This is a genomic window from Sulfurivirga caldicuralii (assembly GCF_900141795.1).
Taxonomy (GTDB): Bacteria; Pseudomonadota; Gammaproteobacteria; order Thiomicrospirales; family Thiomicrospiraceae; genus Sulfurivirga; species Sulfurivirga caldicuralii.
The window spans coordinates 482,551-500,898 of record NZ_FSRE01000001.1 but is presented as its reverse complement, the minus strand read 5'-3'; the positions used below and the strand labels follow the sequence as shown (position 1 = coordinate 500,898).

The 18,348-nt window shown below is 56.6% G+C and carries 14 protein-coding genes and 1 tRNA gene; 4 read left to right on the top strand and 11 right to left on the bottom strand.

Annotated features, from left to right (window positions below):
* Positions 1–4: 4 nt before the first annotated feature.
* The 8 genes from bamA to rpsB form a co-directional block, all read right to left on the bottom strand.
* The gene (bamA, locus tag BUQ81_RS02590; protein ID WP_074200823.1) at positions 5–2,275 is read right to left on the bottom strand and encodes an outer membrane protein assembly factor BamA; all 2,271 of its coding nucleotides are present in this window, start codon (positions 2,273–2,275) and stop codon (positions 5–7) included.
* Positions 2,268–3,611, bottom strand: coding sequence for an RIP metalloprotease RseP (gene rseP / locus BUQ81_RS02585; RefSeq protein WP_074200822.1), 1,344 nt, complete (start codon positions 3,609–3,611; stop codon positions 2,268–2,270). The genes bamA and rseP overlap by 8 nt, the downstream gene beginning before the upstream one ends.
* A complete protein-coding gene (locus BUQ81_RS02580; protein ID WP_074200821.1) occupies positions 3,608–4,423 on the bottom strand; it encodes a phosphatidate cytidylyltransferase in 816 nt (271 codons plus the stop codon). The genes rseP and BUQ81_RS02580 overlap by 4 nt, the downstream gene beginning before the upstream one ends.
* Positions 4,417–5,130 carry an isoprenyl transferase gene (locus BUQ81_RS02575; RefSeq protein WP_074200820.1) on the bottom strand — a complete coding sequence of 238 codons (714 nt, stop codon included), beginning with the start codon at positions 5,128–5,130 and terminating at the stop codon, positions 4,417–4,419. Before BUQ81_RS02575 ends, BUQ81_RS02580 begins: the two co-directional genes overlap by 7 nt.
* Positions 5,131–5,135: 5 nt before the next feature.
* Entirely contained in the window at positions 5,136–5,693 is a 558-nt protein-coding gene (gene frr, locus BUQ81_RS02570; RefSeq protein WP_074200819.1) for a ribosome recycling factor, read from the bottom strand.
* A complete protein-coding gene (gene pyrH, locus BUQ81_RS02565; protein WP_200770533.1) occupies positions 5,690–6,415 on the bottom strand; it encodes a UMP kinase in 726 nt (241 codons plus the stop codon). The genes frr and pyrH overlap by 4 nt, the downstream gene beginning before the upstream one ends.
* Before the next feature lie 117 nt (positions 6,416–6,532).
* Positions 6,533–7,426, bottom strand: coding sequence for a translation elongation factor Ts (gene tsf, locus BUQ81_RS02560; RefSeq protein WP_074200817.1), 894 nt, complete (start codon positions 7,424–7,426; stop codon positions 6,533–6,535).
* Positions 7,427–7,507: 81 nt separating this feature from the next.
* Entirely contained in the window at positions 7,508–8,272 is a 765-nt protein-coding gene (gene rpsB / locus BUQ81_RS02555) for a 30S ribosomal protein S2 (protein ID WP_074200816.1), read from the bottom strand.
* A gap of 182 nt (positions 8,273–8,454) precedes the next feature.
* Here rpsB and map point away from each other — a divergent pair, with 182 nt between their 5' ends.
* The 4 genes from map (at position 8,455) to BUQ81_RS02535 (ending at position 12,462) form a co-directional block, all read left to right on the top strand.
* Positions 8,455–9,246, top strand: coding sequence for a type I methionyl aminopeptidase (map, locus tag BUQ81_RS02550; protein ID WP_074200815.1), 792 nt, complete (start codon positions 8,455–8,457; stop codon positions 9,244–9,246).
* Positions 9,247–9,254: 8 nt separating this feature from the next.
* A complete protein-coding gene (gene glnD, locus BUQ81_RS02545) occupies positions 9,255–11,864 on the top strand; it encodes a [protein-PII] uridylyltransferase (RefSeq protein WP_159432254.1) in 2,610 nt (869 codons plus the stop codon).
* 76 nt (positions 11,865–11,940) lie between these two features.
* Positions 11,941–12,285 (top strand): DUF5335 domain-containing protein, encoded by a 345-nt coding sequence (locus BUQ81_RS02540; protein ID WP_074200813.1) that lies wholly within the window; start codon positions 11,941–11,943, stop codon positions 12,283–12,285.
* Between the two features lie 101 nt (positions 12,286–12,386).
* Positions 12,387–12,462: transfer RNA gene (locus BUQ81_RS02535), tRNA-Asn, on the top strand.
* Between the two features lie 94 nt (positions 12,463–12,556).
* On the opposite strand, the gene BUQ81_RS02530 is transcribed toward BUQ81_RS02535, so the two are convergent.
* The 3 genes from BUQ81_RS02530 to BUQ81_RS02520 are packed head-to-tail and all read right to left on the bottom strand — an operon-like array spanning position 12,557 to position 18,344.
* Positions 12,557–16,306 (bottom strand): YhdP family phospholipid transporter, encoded by a 3,750-nt coding sequence (locus BUQ81_RS02530; RefSeq protein WP_074200812.1) that lies wholly within the window; start codon positions 16,304–16,306, stop codon positions 12,557–12,559.
* 3 nt (positions 16,307–16,309) lie between these two features.
* A complete protein-coding gene (gene rng, locus BUQ81_RS02525) occupies positions 16,310–17,779 on the bottom strand; it encodes a ribonuclease G (RefSeq protein WP_074200811.1) in 1,470 nt (489 codons plus the stop codon).
* A complete protein-coding gene (locus tag BUQ81_RS02520; RefSeq protein ID WP_074200810.1) occupies positions 17,772–18,344 on the bottom strand; it encodes a Maf family protein in 573 nt (190 codons plus the stop codon). The genes rng and BUQ81_RS02520 overlap by 8 nt, the downstream gene beginning before the upstream one ends.
* Positions 18,345–18,348: the final 4 nt, after the last annotated feature.

Genomic DNA, 18,348 nt, shown 5'->3' with positions numbered 1-18,348 from the left:
CATATCAGAAAGGCATCCCCAGGCTGAATTGGAATTGTTGAAGTTTGTCATTATCACTGTAATGAATAGGGTTGGCAAATGAAAGCGCCAATGGTCCAACCGGTGTGATCCAGTTAATCATGAAACCAACCGAGTCACGCAGCTCTTCTGCCTTGAAGTGGCTGAAGTCCTTGTAGACATTGCCGAAATCATAGAACAGACTTACCCGCAGGTTGCTGGAATCCTCGATAAAGGGGAACGGTGAAATCAGCGCCAGCGTGCCGGTCAGCTTGAAGTCACCCCCTTTTGCCACGTCGGTTCCATCGGTATTGAAGTCATAGTGCTCACCCAGGCTGTTGGGCTCGTAGCCGCGCACGGAACGAATACCGCCGGCAAAGAAGCGCTCATAGAAGGGCAGGTCGTTCACATCACCATAGCCAGTACCATACGCCGTATTCAAGGCAGCCTTGAAAGTAAAGGCTTTCGTCAGCGGAACAAAACGCTTGGCCGATGCATACAGCTTCACAAAGCCGATGGACGTGCCTGCAGGGACCACCGCTTCGCCAGAGAGGTTGAGACGATACCCGTCCGTGGGGAAGTAAAACGCATTGGTGGAATTGTAGTTCCAGCCCACGTTCACCAGCGGCACATTGAAGCTGTCACCGTGCTGAGCGACGTAGGTGTTGCACTCATTGAACGTGCTGCCACAAACAAGGCTGTCACGCTTGATCTTGAAGCCATAGGTAAAACTGGACTCTTCGCTCAAGGGGATACTGCTGAAAATATTGCCGCCCAGGGTGTTCACGGTATAGTTGGCGATATCCAGCTGATCGGCATCGATCTCGTTCCAGAACAGGCCAACACCGAGGCTGACCCCATTGGGGGTGAAATAGGGGTTCACCAAACTCAGGTCCACACTCTTGGTGGATGAACTGAGGCTGGCCTTGATATTAGCGGCATTACCGCTGCCAAGAATGTTTCGTTCCGTCACGCCGAGGGAGAAACTGGCACCATCCAGCTGCGAGTAGCCTACCGCGGCCGTAAAGGAGCCGGTCGGCTGCTCTTCCACTTTCACATGCAGGTCAACCATATCCCTGGACACCGACTGCGGCGTAATCTGTACGGACTTGAAAAAGCCCAGCTTTTCCAGCCGGTGCTTAGAGAGCTTCAATGCACTCTGCGAGAAAGGAGCTGACTCAAGCTGACGCAGCTCGCGACGAATGACATGATCGCGCGTACGTGTGTTGCCTTCCATAATAATGCGACGCACATACACCCGGCTGCCGGCGGCCACCTGGAAGGTGATATTGGCAATGCGTTGTTGCGGTTTCAGATCAGGTATCGGTGCAATACGGGCATTGGCATAAGCATGCTCGCCATATTTCTCACGCAATGCTTCAACGCTATCCACAATCGCCTGCCGTGAGAAGCGCTGGTCTGTCTTGATCTGAATCAGTTTCTCCAGCTCCTCGCGCGGGAGCTGGAGATCACCGACCAGCTTGACCTCACCGATGTGATACACCGGCCCTTCGTGCAGGTTAACAGTAACGTACACCTTCTTGCGGTCCGGTGCCAGCCGCACCTGGGAAGAATTGATGCGAAACTCAGCATAGCCCTTGTTCATGTAGAACTGCTGCACCTTGTCCAGATCGCCCAGCAGCTGATCACGGGCATACTGCTCCCCAGGCGCAATAGAGAGCAGACGCAGCAGCATTTTGTCGTCGAACGCCTGGTTGCCTGTAAAGGTGATCCGCCCGATGGTGGCCGGCTTGCCCTCGTGGATCGCTAGCACGATATTTACGCGATTGCGCGGCAGGGTTTCCGTCTTGATCTCAATCTTGGCATCGTAATAACCGCGATTCTGATAGCGTTGTTTCAAATCCAGCGCCACCCGATCCAGCTGCAGAACATCATAGATACGCCCCTTCTTGATGCCGAGTGTCTCCAGGGCTTTCTGCAGATCTTCGGTGCTGATAAGGCTGTTGCCCGTAATGGTGATATCCGCAATGGTGGGACGCTCCACCACCTTGACGATCAGGGTGTTCCCCTCACGGAACAACGCGGCGGTTTTGAAAAAGCCGGTGCCATACAGTGCGCGCAGAATGATTTGCGCCTGCTCGGCCGTTATGCTTTGGCCAGGCTCCACCGGCAGATAACTGCGAATGGTTTCGGTGCCGATGCGCTCATTGCCAACGATCCGGATGGTTTCCGCCTTGAAAGGCGCAAAGCCCGCCCATGCCTGCCAGCTTATGAGTATCAGAGTCAGGAAAGCCAGAAATGTCGATTTTCTAATCATGCAGCAAACGCACCAGATCATTGGTTAAAGCAATAAAGGTCAGCAAAAGAATCAGCGCCATGCCAATCTTTTGCCCCACAAGCTGCGCATTTTCGCTTATCGGTCGCCCGGTTAGCAATTCATACGCATCAAAAAGAAGATGGCCGCCATCCAGCAGCGGAATCGGGAGCAGGTTCAGCAGCCCCAGACTCAGGCTTAACAACCCCATCAGCATGAGAAAGTTCACCCAGCCGCTTTGCAGCGCCTCACCGGAAAACTGCGCGATGCTAACCGGTCCAGACAGGTTCTGCAGACTGGCCTGTCCCGTCGCCATCTGCAGCACCATGTGCCCGGTCAGGCGAATGAATGTCCAAGTACGTTCCAGTCCAAGCACAAGCGCTTCAACAGGGTCATGATGCACACGCGCTCGAAAAGCCGGCGGCAATCCCTTCTTAAGGTCAGAGGCCACACCAAGAAAGCCTTTTTGCACACCCCCGACGTCACGCTTGCCTACCTGAACAGGAATAACAAGCGCCTGGCCATCACGCTGCACCAATAGGGTCAGGATCTCCCCGGGATGTGTCTGCACCACCTTAACCAGATCCGACCATGCTCTGACGGGCGTCTCATTGACCTGCAGGATTACATCCCCTGCACGCAAACTCGCAGCTTGTGCAGGTGTGCCCGGCTGCACCTGCCCTACCACAGGCGCCAGAGGGGGTGCCGACAATTCAAACCCCTGTGTCTTGAGCCAGACGGCCATATCCACATCCGGCGAAAAGCCCTGCAGCGACCATGACCACAGGGCTTCTCGCGACTGAGGCCACCCTTTCGCCAACACATCAACCTCTGGCGCGTTCGCCTGCTGCGCTTCCAACAATTTCACCTGCACGTCGCCCCAGCTGTATACAGGCTGCTGTGACACCTGCTCAACAATCCAGTACTGCGAGGATGCATCATTGAGCTGTTTGACCACGGGGCGCACCACGTCGAACCCAATCACATACACCAGAGCGAATATCAGCCAGGCAAACAGCAGGTTGATGAACGGTCCTGCAAACACGATCAGCATGCGTTTCCACGGTGGCTGGCGATTGAATGCACGTGACTGCTCCTCAACGGGAACAGGCCCTTCACGCTCATCCAGAAACCTCACATAGCCGCCCAGGGGCAATGCGCTGATGGCCCACTCCGTTTCACCCCGCTGTCGTCGCCAGATAATCGGACCGAAACCGATGGAAAAGCGTAGCACTTTCACATTGAACAGGCGTCCGACGATATAGTGCCCCCACTCGTGTACAAACACCAGCACGCCCAGCATGACCACAAAGCCCAGCAGGCTGTACAGAAAACTCATGCCACGGACTCCATGGCCACCACCCACATCCACGGCAGCGCAAACAGCAGGCTGTCGATGCGGTCCAGCACACCACCGTGCCCCGGGATCAGCTGACTGCTGTCCTTCATGCCGGCCCAACGCTTCAAGACACTCTCAAACAGGTCGCCAATCACAGAAAAGGCCGCAATCAGGCCGAGCCAGAAAAACGGGCCATTGAAAAAGTCGGGGACCCCTTTCTGCGCGAGCCACCAGGCACCCAGCCACGCGCCCAGCAGGGCAGCAGTCGCCCCACCGATCACACCTTCCCACGTCTTGCCGGGGCTGATTGCAGGGGCCAGCTTGCGCCGCCCCAGCGCCCGGCCGGCAAAATAGGCGCCACTGTCAGCAAGCCACACCAGCACCATCCACCACAGCACCACCTCCGGGCCGAAACGCAGCAACGCATGAAACAGGGCCCAGGCAAAGGGAAACAGCACGACAAACCCCAGCAGCAGCAAGGGCAGTGGCGACTTGAAATGCCAACGCCCTTCGCTACGGGCGTACTGATACAGAATGAACGGAATGACGAACAGCCACAGCAGCGTCAGCCAGCGCGGCAGTGCATCGCTGACATCCTGATGCATGCCCCATGCCGTCATGGCTGCAATGACCAGCGCATAGCTCCACTGGGTCCATGGCTTAACCAGACCGGCAAGGCGTGCCCACTCCCAGGCTGCCAGCAGCACCAGCGCGACAGTGGCCCATTGCCAGATGCGCGCACTGCTCCAGAAAAGGACAGCTGCCAGCACAGCGATCATGACGATGGCGGAAACAATGCGCGTTTTCAGCATGATTCGATCACACGTCCAAAGCGCCGCTGCCGTTGCGCGAAGTCTTCAAAAGCCGCGCTCAGTTCCGCTTCATCAAAATCCGGCCACAGCACATCAGTAAAGTAAAACTCCGTGTAGGCCATCTGCCAGATCATGAAATTGCTGATGCGGTGCTCGCCACCGGTACGGATGAGCAGATCCGGCTCGGGCAGCTCACCGGTGGCCAGATAAGGGGTGAGCGCTTCCGGGGTCAGCGCCGAGACATCCCCATCATGGTCCTGACACCAGTGCTGCACCGCCTGAACTATATCCCACCGCCCCCCATAGTTGGCCGCCACATTAAGGATCATGCCATCGTTACTCGCCGTTGCGGCCTCGGCGCGCTCGATCGCGGCCTGCAGGTCGGGGGAGAAGCCGCTGCGCTCACCCATGATACGCAGGCGAATATTGTTTTCCTGCAGCGGATTGGTTTCCCGCTCCAGCGACTCCATGAACAGCTGCATGAGGCTTTCCACCTCATCCTGGGGACGCTGCCAGTTTTCCGTACTGAAGGCAAACAGCGTCAGCACCTCCACGCCCTGTTGGGCGCAGGCCCGCACAATGCGACGCACCGTGCGCGCACCCTGGCGATGCCCCATCACCCGGGGCATCATGCGTCGGCGCGCCCAGCGCCCATTGCCATCCATAATGATGGCCAGGTGACGCAAAGGCGCCTGCTGGCTACTCATGAAGCTCAAACTTCCATCAACGCCTGCTCCTTTTCCTTGAGCAGTGCATCCACCTGTTCGATGTATTTGTCTGTCACCTTCTGGATCTGCTCTTCAGCACGGCGAGCTTCGTCTTCGCTGATCTCCTTCTCTTTCAGCAGCGCCTTGATGTCGTTGTTGGCGTCACGGCGAATATTGCGAATCGCCACCCGCGCATTTTCCGCTTCTGCCCGCGCCACCTTGGTCAGTTCGCGGCGACGCTCCTCGGTCAGCGGCGGCAGGGGGATGCGCATGACATTGCCCACGGTGACGGGGTTTACACCCAAATCAGAGGTCATGATGGCCTTTTCCACCACCGCGACCATCTGCTGCTCCCAGGGCTGCACCACCAGCGTACGCGCATCTTCCACAGTAATATTGGCTACCTGACTGACCGGCACCTCACTGCCGTAATACTCCACCTTGATGGTATCGAGGATGCTGGGATGCGCACGGCCGGTGCGGATTTTGGAGAAATTGTCTTCCAGCATCTCGATGCTTTTCTGCATACGCGCTTCGGCGTCCTGAATGATTTCCTTGATCATGCCTTGTCTCCTGAATTGACCAGTGTGCCTTCTGCCTCGCCACGCACAATCGCTGCGAGCGCATCCTGCTTGAACATATCGAATACCACCAGCGGCATGCCCTGCTCCCGACACATGGCAAAGGCCGCCAGATCCATGACCTTGAGATTGCGTGCAATCACCTCGTCGTGACTCAGGCGGTCAAAACGCCTGGCCTGCGGATTTTTGGCCGGATCGTCATCATAAATTCCGTCCACCTTGGTGGCCTTCAATACCGCATCGGCTGCGATCTCCACACCACGCAGGGTGGCCGCCGTATCCGTGGTCACGAAAGGGTTGCCTGTGCCGCCGGCAAAAATGACGATCTCACCCTCGCTCAGCAGTCGGCGCGCCTGCATGGCATCCACTGGCTGCGCCACCTCCAGCATGGGAATGGCCGACATCAGCCGGGCGCGCAGGCCATGGGCCTTGAGCACATCTCGCAGCGCAAGACCATTGATGACGGTCGCCATCATACCCATCTGATCCTTGGTCACCCGATCGATCTGAGCATTGGCGATCTGCGCACCGCGAAAAATATTGCCGCCGCCTACCACCAGGCCGATCTCCACGCCCAGTTGGTGAACCTTGCGAATCTCTTCGGCAACAGTGGCCAGCGTGGGCGCGTGCAGCCCGAAGGATTCCGGCCCCTGCAGTGCCTCGCCGCTCAGTTTCAGCAAAATGCGTTGGTATGCCAGCGCCATAGGCATCCTCCATGAAAAATTTGGCATATGATACCACGCCGTCCTTGTGCGCCCCATGGAGAGCAGGCACAAAAAAGCCGGCTTGCGCCGGCTTTTTCAGAGCATTGAAAGCGGGTATTAGTTGCCTTGCGCAGCGGCCGCCTGCTTGGCCACCTCTTCCGCAAAGTTTTCTTCCTTCTTCTCGATGCCTTCACCCACTTCCAGGCGGGCAAACTGCTTCACTGCCGCATCGGCATCCTTCAGCAGCTGCTCAACAGTCACATCCGGATTCTTGACGAACTGCTGACCCAGTAGCGTCACTTCCTTCAGGAACTTGTTGATGCGCCCTTCAATCATCTTCTCGATGATGTTTTCAGGCTTGCCGGATTCGCGCGCCTGAGCGGCAAAGATTTCTCGCTCGTGCGCAATAACCTCTGCCGGCACATCCTCAGCGGAAATGGCGGCCGGCTTGGTTGCAGCAATATGCATGGCCACATCACGCACCAGCGTGTCGTCACCGCCTTCCATCATCACAACCACACCGATGCGGTCGCCATGACGGTAGACACCGATATGACCGTTTTCGGTCTGCAGCAGCTCGGCGCGACGAATCTGAATGTTTTCACCAATCTTGGCAATCAGCTCACGACGCGTTTCGTCGATGGTCTGACCGTTAGGCAGCTTCTGGCTGGCCAGCGCTTCCGGGTCAACGATGCCGGTTTCCAGTACCACCTTGGCCACTTCATTGGCAAAGTTCTGGAAGTCATCACCTTTTGCAACGAAGTCGGTTTCACAGTTGACTTCAACGATGGCCGCCTTCTTGCCATCCTCGGAAACGGCCACGGCAATAATGCCTTCTGCAGCAACACGGTCAGCCTTCTTGTCAGCGCTCGCCATGCCCTTCTTGCGCAGCAGATCTACCGCGGCATCCATGTCGCCATTAGTTTCAGCCAGCGCCTTTTTGCAGTCCATCATGCCTGCGCCGGTACGCTCGCGCAGCTCTTTCACCATTGATGCTGTAATCGCAGCCATTGTTCATCACCTCTCAAGTTTTCAAACAGAAGGACCCCGTCGTGCGGGGCCCACAAAATTCCGAATAAACGCGCCGAGCTGTTACTCCGCCTTGGCAGCGTTCTCTTCAACTTCCTCTTCGGCTTCCACGAACTCGTCACCTTCCACATGCGTGGTAATGCTGTTCTTACCTTCCAGAATCGCATCAGCCGCTGTGCTCAGGTAGAGCTTGATGGCGCGAATGGCATCGTCGTTGCCCGGGATTACATAATCGATACCTGTGGGATCATTGTTGGTATCCACCACACCGACGACAGGAATGCCCAGCTTCTGGGCTTCTTTTACGGCGATGTGTTCATTGCCCACATCGATCACGAATACCGCGTCAGGACGACCACCGGACTTCATGTTCTTGATACCGCCCAGCGCACGCTCCAGCTTCTCCATTTCGCGGGTCAGCATCAGGGCTTCCTTCTTGGTCAGCTTGTCAAACGTGCCGTCCTGCGCCATGGTTTCCAGCTCCTTCAGGCGCTGGATGGACTTCTTGATGGTCTGATAGTTGGTCAGCATGCCACCCAACCAGCGGTGATTGACATACGGCATGCCTGCGCGCTTCGCTTCTTCTTCAACGATGTCCTGCGCCTGACGCTTGGTGCCCACAAACAGCACTTCGCCCTTGTCGGCAGCAACCTTGCTCAGAAAATCCATTGCCTCATTGAACATGGGCAGGGTTTTCTCAAGGTTGATGATATGAATCTTGTTGCGCACGCCGTAGATATACGGTGCCATGCGGGGGTTCCAGTAGCGGGTCTGATGCCCGAAGTGAACGCCGGCTTCCAGCAGCTGACGCATGGTAACTTTAGCCATGAGTGTTTCTCCTTAAGTGGGTTAAACCGCCATTCGCCCCATGAATGAACCCGACGCGTCGGGCACCCCATTCATGTGACGGCGAATGTGAGTCGTTTGCGTTTGCTAAAATGCTCTCTTTCGAGAAGGCGGGATTTATACCACAAAGCCGCCGCTAATTCCACCAGCAAGATGGGAAAATCATGAGCATCGTCTTGAAAACCGAAGAAGAACTGGAAAAGATGCGCGTTGCCGGCAAACTGGCCGCAGACGTGCTGGTCATGCTTGAGCCACACGTCAAGCCGGGCGTCACCACTGAAGAACTCAATACCCTCGCGCACGAATACATTCTGGATCACGGCGCCACCCCAGCCCCGCTCAACTATCATGGCTTTCCCAAGTCCATCTGCACCTCCATCAATCACCAGGTCTGCCATGGCATCCCAGGTGACAAGCGCCTCAAGAATGGCGACATCCTCAACATCGACGTGACCGTCATCAAGGATGGCTATCACGGTGACACCAGTATGATGTACTGCGTGGGCGACAAGGTGCCGCCCTACGCCAAGCGCCTGTGTGACGTGGCGCGCGAGTGTCTGTGGCTGGGCATCGAACAGGTGAAACCCGGCAATACGCTCTACGATGTCGCCAAGGCCATCGAAGACCATGCACACGCCTGTGGTTATTCCGTGGTGGAAGAGTACTGCGGCCACGGCCTGGGCAAGGCGTTTCACGAAGAGCCACAGGTGCTGCACTATGCCGATCCGGCACTCAAGCAGATCGAACTGGTGCCCGGGATGACTTTCACCATTGAACCAATGATCAATCAGGGGCGCAAGGAAACACGCCTGCTGGGCGACAAATGGACCGTCATCACCAAGGACCGCAAGCTATCAGCGCAATGGGAACACTCTCTCGCGGTCACGCCGGATGGCTATGAAATCTTTACCCTGAGACCCAGTGAAAGGCCCTTTCTCCCTGGTCAGCACGAATGAATGCCGCCATGACACCGCGCGCCGGGCTGATGACCGCCCTTGACTCTGGCGATGAAAACACCTTGCGCGCCGCGGCGCGCACCTACCTGAAGCAAGCGCGTGAAAAGCAGTTTCACCTCTTCGACGAAGGTGCGCCCGTGAGCCAGCTGATTCGCGACCACAGCGACATGCTGGACTGGCTGCTCCAGCAGCTGTGGAAACACTTCCTGCCCGAAACAACCAGTAGCCTGCTGGCCGTAGGAGGTTACGGCCGCCAGGAACTCCACCCCTACTCCGATATCGATCTGCTCATTCTGTGTAAACAGACGCCTGCTGCCACAGAGCAGGAACAGCTTTCTGCCTTTTTGACGTTCCTGTGGGATCTGGGCCTGGATGTGGGGTCGGCCGTGCGCACACCGGAGCAGTGCTACGAAGAGGGCAGGCAGGACGTGACCATCGCCACCAACCTGCTGGAAGCGCGTCTGATTACCGGCGAGGCAAGCGCAATGCAGGCGATCGATTCCCTGTGGAGCCGCCCTGACTTCTGGCCCATCAATGCGTTCTTCAACGCCAAGGTGGCGGAACAGGAACAACGGCGTAAAAAGGTGGAAGGCACGCTTTATCAGCTGGAGCCCAACATCAAGGAGTGTCCAGGCGGGCTGCGTGACATTCAGACCATCTACTGGATTGCCAAGCGCATTCTGCACAGCCAGTCGCTGTATGAGCTGATCAGGCACCATCTCATCACCCCTGAAGAGTTTGCTCGCCTTGATGCAGCAGGGCGCACCCTGCACCGCTTGCGTTTTGCCCTGCACCGCTACCGCGGCCGGCGCGAAGACCGGCTGCTTTTTGACAATCAGATGCTCCTCGCCGAAAAGCTACATATCGAAGGGAAAACGGAAAATGCGCGCATTGAACGACTCATGCAGGGGTTCTATCGCTCAACCCGCACAGTAATGAACCTCAACGAAATCCTGCTGACGGATTTCAAGGAGCGCATTTTTTCTCCGAACCACCAGCCCCGGTCACTGAATGCACGCTTTCAGGTCGTGGATGACCTGCTGGATATCAAACAGGACGAGGCCTTCGAGCAGAATCCAGCCACCATTCTCGAAGCCTTCCTGCTGTTTACCTATCATCCGGAACTAAAGGGGCTGCGTGCGCGCACCATCCGCCTCATTCAGCAGGCGCTGCCCTTTCTGGATGAATCTTTTCATCAGGATGAAGTCCACAAGACACTGTTCACTGCCCTGCTGCACCAGCCCCACGGTGTCTTTCATGCACTGAAATACATGCACAAATACGGGGTGCTGGAAAAATACATTCCCCAGTTTCAAAAAATCACCGGGCGCATGCAGTTCAACATGTTTCACGCCTATCCGGTGGACGAACATACCCTGCTGGTGCTACGCCATATCCGGCGCTTTTTCGTCAATGCCTATGAATGGGAGCTTCCAACTGCTCACCAAATTGCCCAACAATTGTGCCGCCCCTACTGCCTCTACCTTGCTGGTCTGTTTCACGACATCACCAAAGGAGATGAACCCCACAGTGAAACCGGCGCAATGTTTGCACAACAGTGGTGCAAAGCGCACAATCTGCCCAAGCGAGATACCGCGCTGATCAGCTGGCTGGTCAGAAATCACCTGATTTTTTCCGATACGGCACAAAAGCAGGACATTACCGACCCGGAAGTGATTCGACGCTTTGCACAGCAGGTTGAAACCCGGGAACGGCTCGATTATCTCTACCTGCTGACCCTTGCCGACGTCCTGTCCACCTCCCCAGACGTGTGGAACGACTGGAAAAACGCGCTGTTTCTTGAACTCTACAACGAAACGGCCCGCGCGCTTGATACCCACCTGGAAACACCGCGAAACCAGGCCGCAAAAGCGCTGCAGGCCCAGGAAAATGCCAAGACACGCCTGAAAAAGATGGGCTACGCTTCAAGCGATTATGCCGCCTTGTGGCGAAACCTGATCAAAACGGACTTTTTTGCACGCTATCAGCCGGACCATATCGCACGGCTGACGCAATTGCTTGCCCGTGCAGACAAACCCTTTGTCCACCTTTCCGAACCGCCGGTACGCGGCGCCACTGAAATCGTCATCTACACGCAGGACCGTGATTTTTTATTCATGCAGGTCACCGAACAGCTGGAGAAGGCGCAGTTGTCGATCATGGATGCACATACCTATGCGCTGGAGGACGACTCGCTACTGATGCTGTTTTATGTCCTGGACAACGATGGCCATCCACTGCAGGACGACCGTCACCGCGCCAAAATTCGAGACACCCTGCTTGACACTCTGTCCACCCCCTATAAGCCGAGCCGTTTTACACCCCGCCTCGATCGCAAGCTGCGCTGCTTCAATGTGCCAACGCAAATCGAGTTTGAAACGCTCAACGACCATCAGACCGCGCTGCGCCTCAGCACACTGGATGTGCCTGGTCTGCTGGCATGTGTTGCCCAGACGTTGGTGGAAAACGACGTGCGCCTGCACGAGGCCAAAATCGCTACCGTGGGCGAGAAAGCTGAAGACACGTTTATTATTAGCACACGTACCGATAAAGCCTTGAGCGAAGAACAGCAGCACCAGCTTCAAACGGTCCTGCTCGAACAAATCAGCTGCCGATAGCGATCCCCTCTCTTGAATTCCCCATGCACGCCCTCATGTATAACAAGGACACAACCAATCCTCAAGGAGGTGAATGATGGCAACGCGCAAGATTGACAAGAATGATTGGCAGCACTACTTTGACCATTTGAGCAGTGTAATGCCCACCTTTCTGACCGAAATCGAAGTAGCCGGACTGGATATCGGCGATCAGGTGGAAGGTGAGTGGGTTCCCCTCACCGGAATCAGTTATGACCCCAATGACGATGTCCTTACCGTGGAAATCGACAATGGCAAGGTTCTGCACAACATTCGCAACCCGCAGGAAGTAGTTGTGGATGAGGACGATGCCGGCCTGCACAGCATCGAAGTGAAGTGTGGCTACGGTCATCTGCACATTCTGAAACTGAAAACCCCGCTGGATCTCCCTCCTGCAAAGTAAGACCGTAAACCAACTCACCGCTCTGTTGCAAAAATCCGTTCAAAAGGGGTTGACGACAGGGCGGGGACCCTTATAATACGCGCCATACAAACGAACACCATTCCCGATTAGCTCAGTTGGTAGAGCAGCGGACTGTTAATCCGTTGGTCGCTGGTTCGAGTCCAGCATCGGGAGCCAAATTGAAGGCCGTAAAGCTTGCTTTACGGCCTTTTTCTTTACCTACTCCATTTATCAAGAAGTCAACCTTGCGGTCAAGAAACGCTGACTATCCTCAAGGACGATCCAGAAACCCCTGAACACTGTCTCGACGCTCTTCTTCGGTATCACCGGCCTTGCCCAGATCGATCGGCTTGCCCGTTTCCATATTGACAATATTCGGATTGTCCCACGGTCCTGTAATGACATAGCGATAGCTGACAAGATCGTTTTCCAGGCCCGGCACATTCTTTAGCAGCAGATAGGTGGAAATGGCAGTAAGCGGATTGGCAAGTCCGACAATGGTTGCCAGCGTTGTCAGCGTCCCTGCCACTTTTGGAGACACCTTGGCCTTGAGGTTATAGCGTCTGCGCAGATAGTCCACCTGCCCCTTGAGGTTTGCATGAACACTTGGCGCTTCCAGTTCGAAATTCTCGATGGCGGCAACCCCTTGCTTGAGCTTCAGCCGTGCATCGATGAAATCATAAACAAGGCCGTTGTATTGCAACTGGTTCAGCGTTACCTTCAGGTTTCGCAACAGCGAATCCACACTCAACAGGCCGATGACCTTGGCCAGACCCAACTGAGCCTGCTTGATCACCCCGGCATCGAATCGTACACGCGCCGAACCTGTAACTGTTTTCAAGTCGAAACAGTCCGGGGAGCCGGGCCAATTCAACTGTGCTTCCACGCGTGCCTTTTCGCCGGTAAAACCGGAATCATCGAAGCCGGCCCAATCGAGAAAGGTTTCCACCGGCTTGGCCTGGAGATCGAGATGCAACTGGCTGTCATTATCCCGATACCCCCACAACAGGCGGCCGCGCCCAGACAGATGCTTGCCACGGGCCCATAGCTCGATGCCCTCCATACGTACCTGCGCCGGATCGGCATAAAGATTAAAACGCACCTGATCAAAATCGTAAGTCTGGAAACGGATGTTGTTGCCCACGAAAAACAGGCGCAGGTTCTGGGGTCGCGAAGGCGGATGACAGACTCCGGGGCGCGGTGTGGCATCCCACACAAGTCTGGTTACACTCAGCGCCAGTTGATTTTGATCCGGCAGGTAAATGCCAGACCCTTTTACCTTGTCTGCCTCCAGATCCAGGCCAATGCGATTCTCGTCAAGGCTGGCTGCCGTCAAAACGACATGCCGGAAATTTTGTGTATGGTAATGGATATCTTTTGCACGGGCCGCCAGCACCATTGGCAGAGGCAGCCTTGCATCACTGGACTGCGAGGGAAAGAGATCACGCTGCGCCGCCCACCAATCCATCCACGGAACGATCTCGACGCGGTCCGCATTCAGTAGCAGCAGAATGTCTTTCCCGTCGCGTTTCAACAGCGCATTGGCGACAGCGGGCTTTTCACCCAGGATCACGGTCACCTGTTGCAAACGACCATCCAGGTCGAGCGACACGGACGACCAGAGCTTCTTGTCCCAAATCACGTTCACGCGGGCAAGATGGTCCGCAACGGTTCCGCTGACATGGGCTGTCTGAGCAAGCACCTGATCCAGAGGGGCAAGAAGGTTGTGTTTTTTTATTGCGGGTTTCAACACGCCGGAAAACTCCATGGGTGCGCTTCGATCAAAGGGGATGCGCAGTCCCATCTGCACGTGCCCGCGCCCCTGAACGTCTGCAATATAACGGGCCAGATCGGCGCTGCCCTGGGCGTTCAACACCAAAGCAGGCTTCTGCACATCTGTTCGCACTTGCAACGCAAACGGCGCCCCCTGAAAACGCCCCTTAATGCGGCCCGACACGGCACTCTGCTGGGTCACATGCAAGGTCCCATTCAGATTTTCAACCCTGTCTTGTCCCCATAGGCCCACCGCAACCTTGTTAAGAGAAACCTGCACATCCACATTTTCCACCCGGCGCTCAAGGCCATACAGGGGTACCCACAGGGCAACCTGTCCGCCAACACGCCCTGCCTCCAGCGTAATTTTCTTGCCAAGCAGCGTTTCAATGCCCAATTTTCGCGCCAGCGGGCTTTCCAGCAGAAGCGCCTGCACGTCTTTCGCCTGCCCTTGTGCACGCCCAAACAGCTTCAGAGAAATATCGGCAGCATTCAGTGGACCAATCAAGACATCAGCTTCGGCCAGCTGAATGCCCTGCAGGTTTCCCTTGTCCGCCTTGATCTTGAGGGTCCATGGCTCGAACTGCACACTGGCATCGAGCCCTGTCAACACTGGCCAATCTGGCTTGAAACGCAAGGAAACATTTTCAACACGTGTACTGGCCTTGAGGTGCCCCTTTTCAAGAAAAGTACTCGGCGTATCGACGCGACCCATGGCACGAAGCTCAACTGGCGCCACCTTGCCCGAGGCCAGAGCTTCGCTCAGCCAAGCCTGCAGTTCTTTACCCATTAAACCGTAGGGCAGATAGCCCTTGACCCGCTGCATTGTCTCAGGTTCCACGCGCGCAAGCGTTGTCATTACCCCCCTGCGTAGCTCAAGCTGAAGCGTGCCTCGCATCGCATCATCCACCAGCAAGGGAGCCGGTTGAAGCTTGCCTGCGTCGAATGTTCCACGCCAGTGCAGCCCTTGGGGGAAATGGAGCGCATGCCGAGGCTGCTTCCATACATTCCATGCAATCTGCAGCGGCTGACCAAAGGTCAGATCCAATTGCCCATGCTTGCCCGACAAGGTCACGTCAGCCAGGCGAACACCGGGCACCTTTCCCACTTGAGGCCACTGCAGCTTTTTCAATTGGCCTGTCAACTCAGCCAACTGAAAAGGGCGCAGGCGAAAGGCCGCCTTCAGCTCGGAAAGGGTGGCATGGGTATGATTCCAGTCCCATTGCGGCCAGAGTGCCGCCAGCGTTGGGCGGAAGGGTTCCAGGGAAAGTGCCTTGATGGAAAGCTTCAAGGTACGGTCCCGCCAGACCACATAGGCGGGCGAAAGGTTTTTAAGGGATCGACCATTCAGCAGCCACTGCTCGATGGAAAAGCGCTGTTCATCCCGCCCGTCCCGCCAGAATAGCGTCGCACCAACACTGTTGATGCGTCCCTTACGCCCCATTATTTTGAGATCATCCAGGTTGACTTTCAGCAGTGCCGAAGGTGCACCATGCTCCAGCGTCAGATAGAAATCGAACGCCACCTCACCGTTTTTCCAACGGGTTTCAAACAGCGGAGCCAGGTTCGCCAGCGCAGCGGCCTTGCGCGTACGCGCCTGCAACCAGCCGCTGTGAAGCCTGCCCAGCCAGTCTGCACGCAGCAGTCCGTTCAGTGACAACACCCACAGAGGCTGGTCGCGGTAAAAAATGCGGGTTTCGCCATGCGCTCGGTAAACAAGCCGTTTTTCCAGCAGAAGCTCAGGCACTTCAATGCGCCAGTCGCCCCGTTCTACACGACCCGCCTTGATCAAGGCACGCCTGAAGGGAAGCCACAGCTGATAGCGATGCGGCTTGAGCCATGCCTCGATGGCCTCCAGAGAGGGGGGTCCCTGACTTTTTTGCGAGGCCGTTTCTGGCACCACGAGCCGTGGGCGCTCTATCAACAGGCTCTGGCCCCAAATACCACTTTCTGAGAGGGTTTTAAACCACGAAAGGTCAAAGGAAACACTGTCAATATCCAACGTGAAGGCGTCGCCTTTCCAGTGAATAGCCTGCAGGCGCACCTGCGGCATTAACAGTGAAGGCGTGACCTGAATACGCTCGATCTTGAGGCGATTACCCGACAGGATGTCGAGCCAGGTCTGGACAGATTCGGGCGCCTTGTTGAGCCACAGCCAGGAAAGCTGCACCAGCACGATCCAGAACACCGCTGTCCACAACAGAGCGCGGAAAAAGGTCGCGGTCAGTGAGAGCGTGCGGCGCACCATGACTTAAAGCATGACCACATCAAAGGCTTCCGGCGGATAGGTGGCCTCGGCCTGAAAACTGATATTACGGCCGATAAAGGATTCCAGCTCGGCCACGCTATCGGACTCCTCGTCCATGATATGGCTCACCACCGGTTCCGAGGCGATGACGCGATACTCATCGGCATCGTACTGTCTCGCCATGCGGGTAATCTCGCGAAAAATCTCATAGGCCACTGTTTCGGGCGTCTTGACCGTGCCACGCCCTTCACAGACCGGGCAGGTGTGACACAGGGTGCGTTCCAGACTTTCACGGGTGCGCTTGCGCGTCATCTCCACCAGCCCAAGGGGCGAGAAACCGCTGATGGTCGTCTTGACCCGATCTCGCGCCAGTGCCTTCTGCAGCGCCTCGAGCACGTGCTGCTGGTGCTGCAGTTCCTTCATATCGATAAAGTCGATGATGATAATGCCACCCAGATTGCGTAGTCGCAGTTGGCGGGCGATGGCGCCAGTGGCTTCCATATTGGTGCGATAGATGGTCTCTTCCAGATTGCGGTGACCGACAAACGCCCCGGTGTTCACGTCGATGGTGGTGAGCGCCTCGGTCTGATCGATGATCAGATAGCCGCCGGATTTGAGCGGCACGCGCTTGTTGAGCGCCTGATTGATGGCGTCTTCCACGTTATACAGATCAAAAATGGGCCGCTCGCCCTGATAGGGCTCGATCAGGTTTTCCAGCTCGGGCACATAGGCATGGGCAAAATCGCGCATGCGCAGCAGCGTCTCCCGAGAGTCCACGATAATGCGCTCCACCTGATGAATGGGCGCATCGCGCAGGATGCGCAGAAACAGCGGCAAGTCCTCATAGATGCAAGCCGGCTTGGTCAGCCCCTTCACTTTTTCGGCGATGGTTTCCCACAACTTCTGCAGGTAGATCAGATCCGCGCGCAGCTCCACCAGCTCGGCACCTTCTGCCACAGTGCGCACGATCAGGCCACCCACGCCTTCGTCCAGTTCGGGAATAGACTTGAGCAGCTCGCGCAGCCGTTCGCGCTCCTCCTCATCCTCGATTTTCTGAGAAATCCCCAGCACGGACTGATTGGGCATGTACACCAGCAGACGCGAGGGCAGGCTCACCTGCATGGTCACACGTGCCCCCTTGCTGCCAAGGGGGTTTTTGATTACCTGCACCATCACCCATTGACCCGGGCGGAGCAGCTTCTGGATGTCTTCACACTCCTTCTGCGCATCCGGACGGCATACGTCCGAAACATGCAGAAAGGCAGCCCGCTCCAGGCCGATATCCACGAAGGCCGCCTGCATGCCGGGCAGCACGCGCTGCACACGCCCCCAGTAGATATTGCCCACCAGTCCGCGCTGATTGGCACGCTCAACCCACACCTCCTGCGCCATGCCATTGTCCACCCACGCCACGCGGGTTTCACGGGGGGTGACATTGACCAGCAGCGTTTCCTTGTGCACGGTGTCAGTCATAAAACCCTGCCTTCTGCAGCAGCTGATCCAGCTCAAAAAGGGGCAGCCCCATAATGCCCGAATAACTTCCGTCGATACGCTGGATAAACCGGGCAGCACGTCCCTGAATGGCGTATCCACCCGCCTTGCCCTTAGGCTCACCACTGGCCCAGTAGGCTTCCAGTTCCGAGTTTTTGAGCGACCGCATCCAGACCTGACTGCTGTTTACCGCCGAACGCACCACCCCATCGTGCACCAGCGCGACAGCGGACAGAACGTCGTGCACCTTTCCGGAAAGCAGCTTGAGCATGCGCATGTAGTCTGCCTTGTCCCGCGGCTTGCCTAGCACCTGTCCATCTGCCACCACGATGGTGTCGCCACCGACCACCCAGACAGCATTGCTTGAAACGCTGTTAAAACTCGCCTGCGCTTTCTCGACGGCCAGCCGACGCACGAAGCTGTGTGGCGACTCATTGGGCAGGGCGGACTCGTCCACCGAAACAGAGAGTACCTGTGGATTGAGGCCGATCTGCTGCATCAGCTCCAGACGGCGCGGTGATGTGGAAGCGAGATAGAGCGGTTTCATGCCT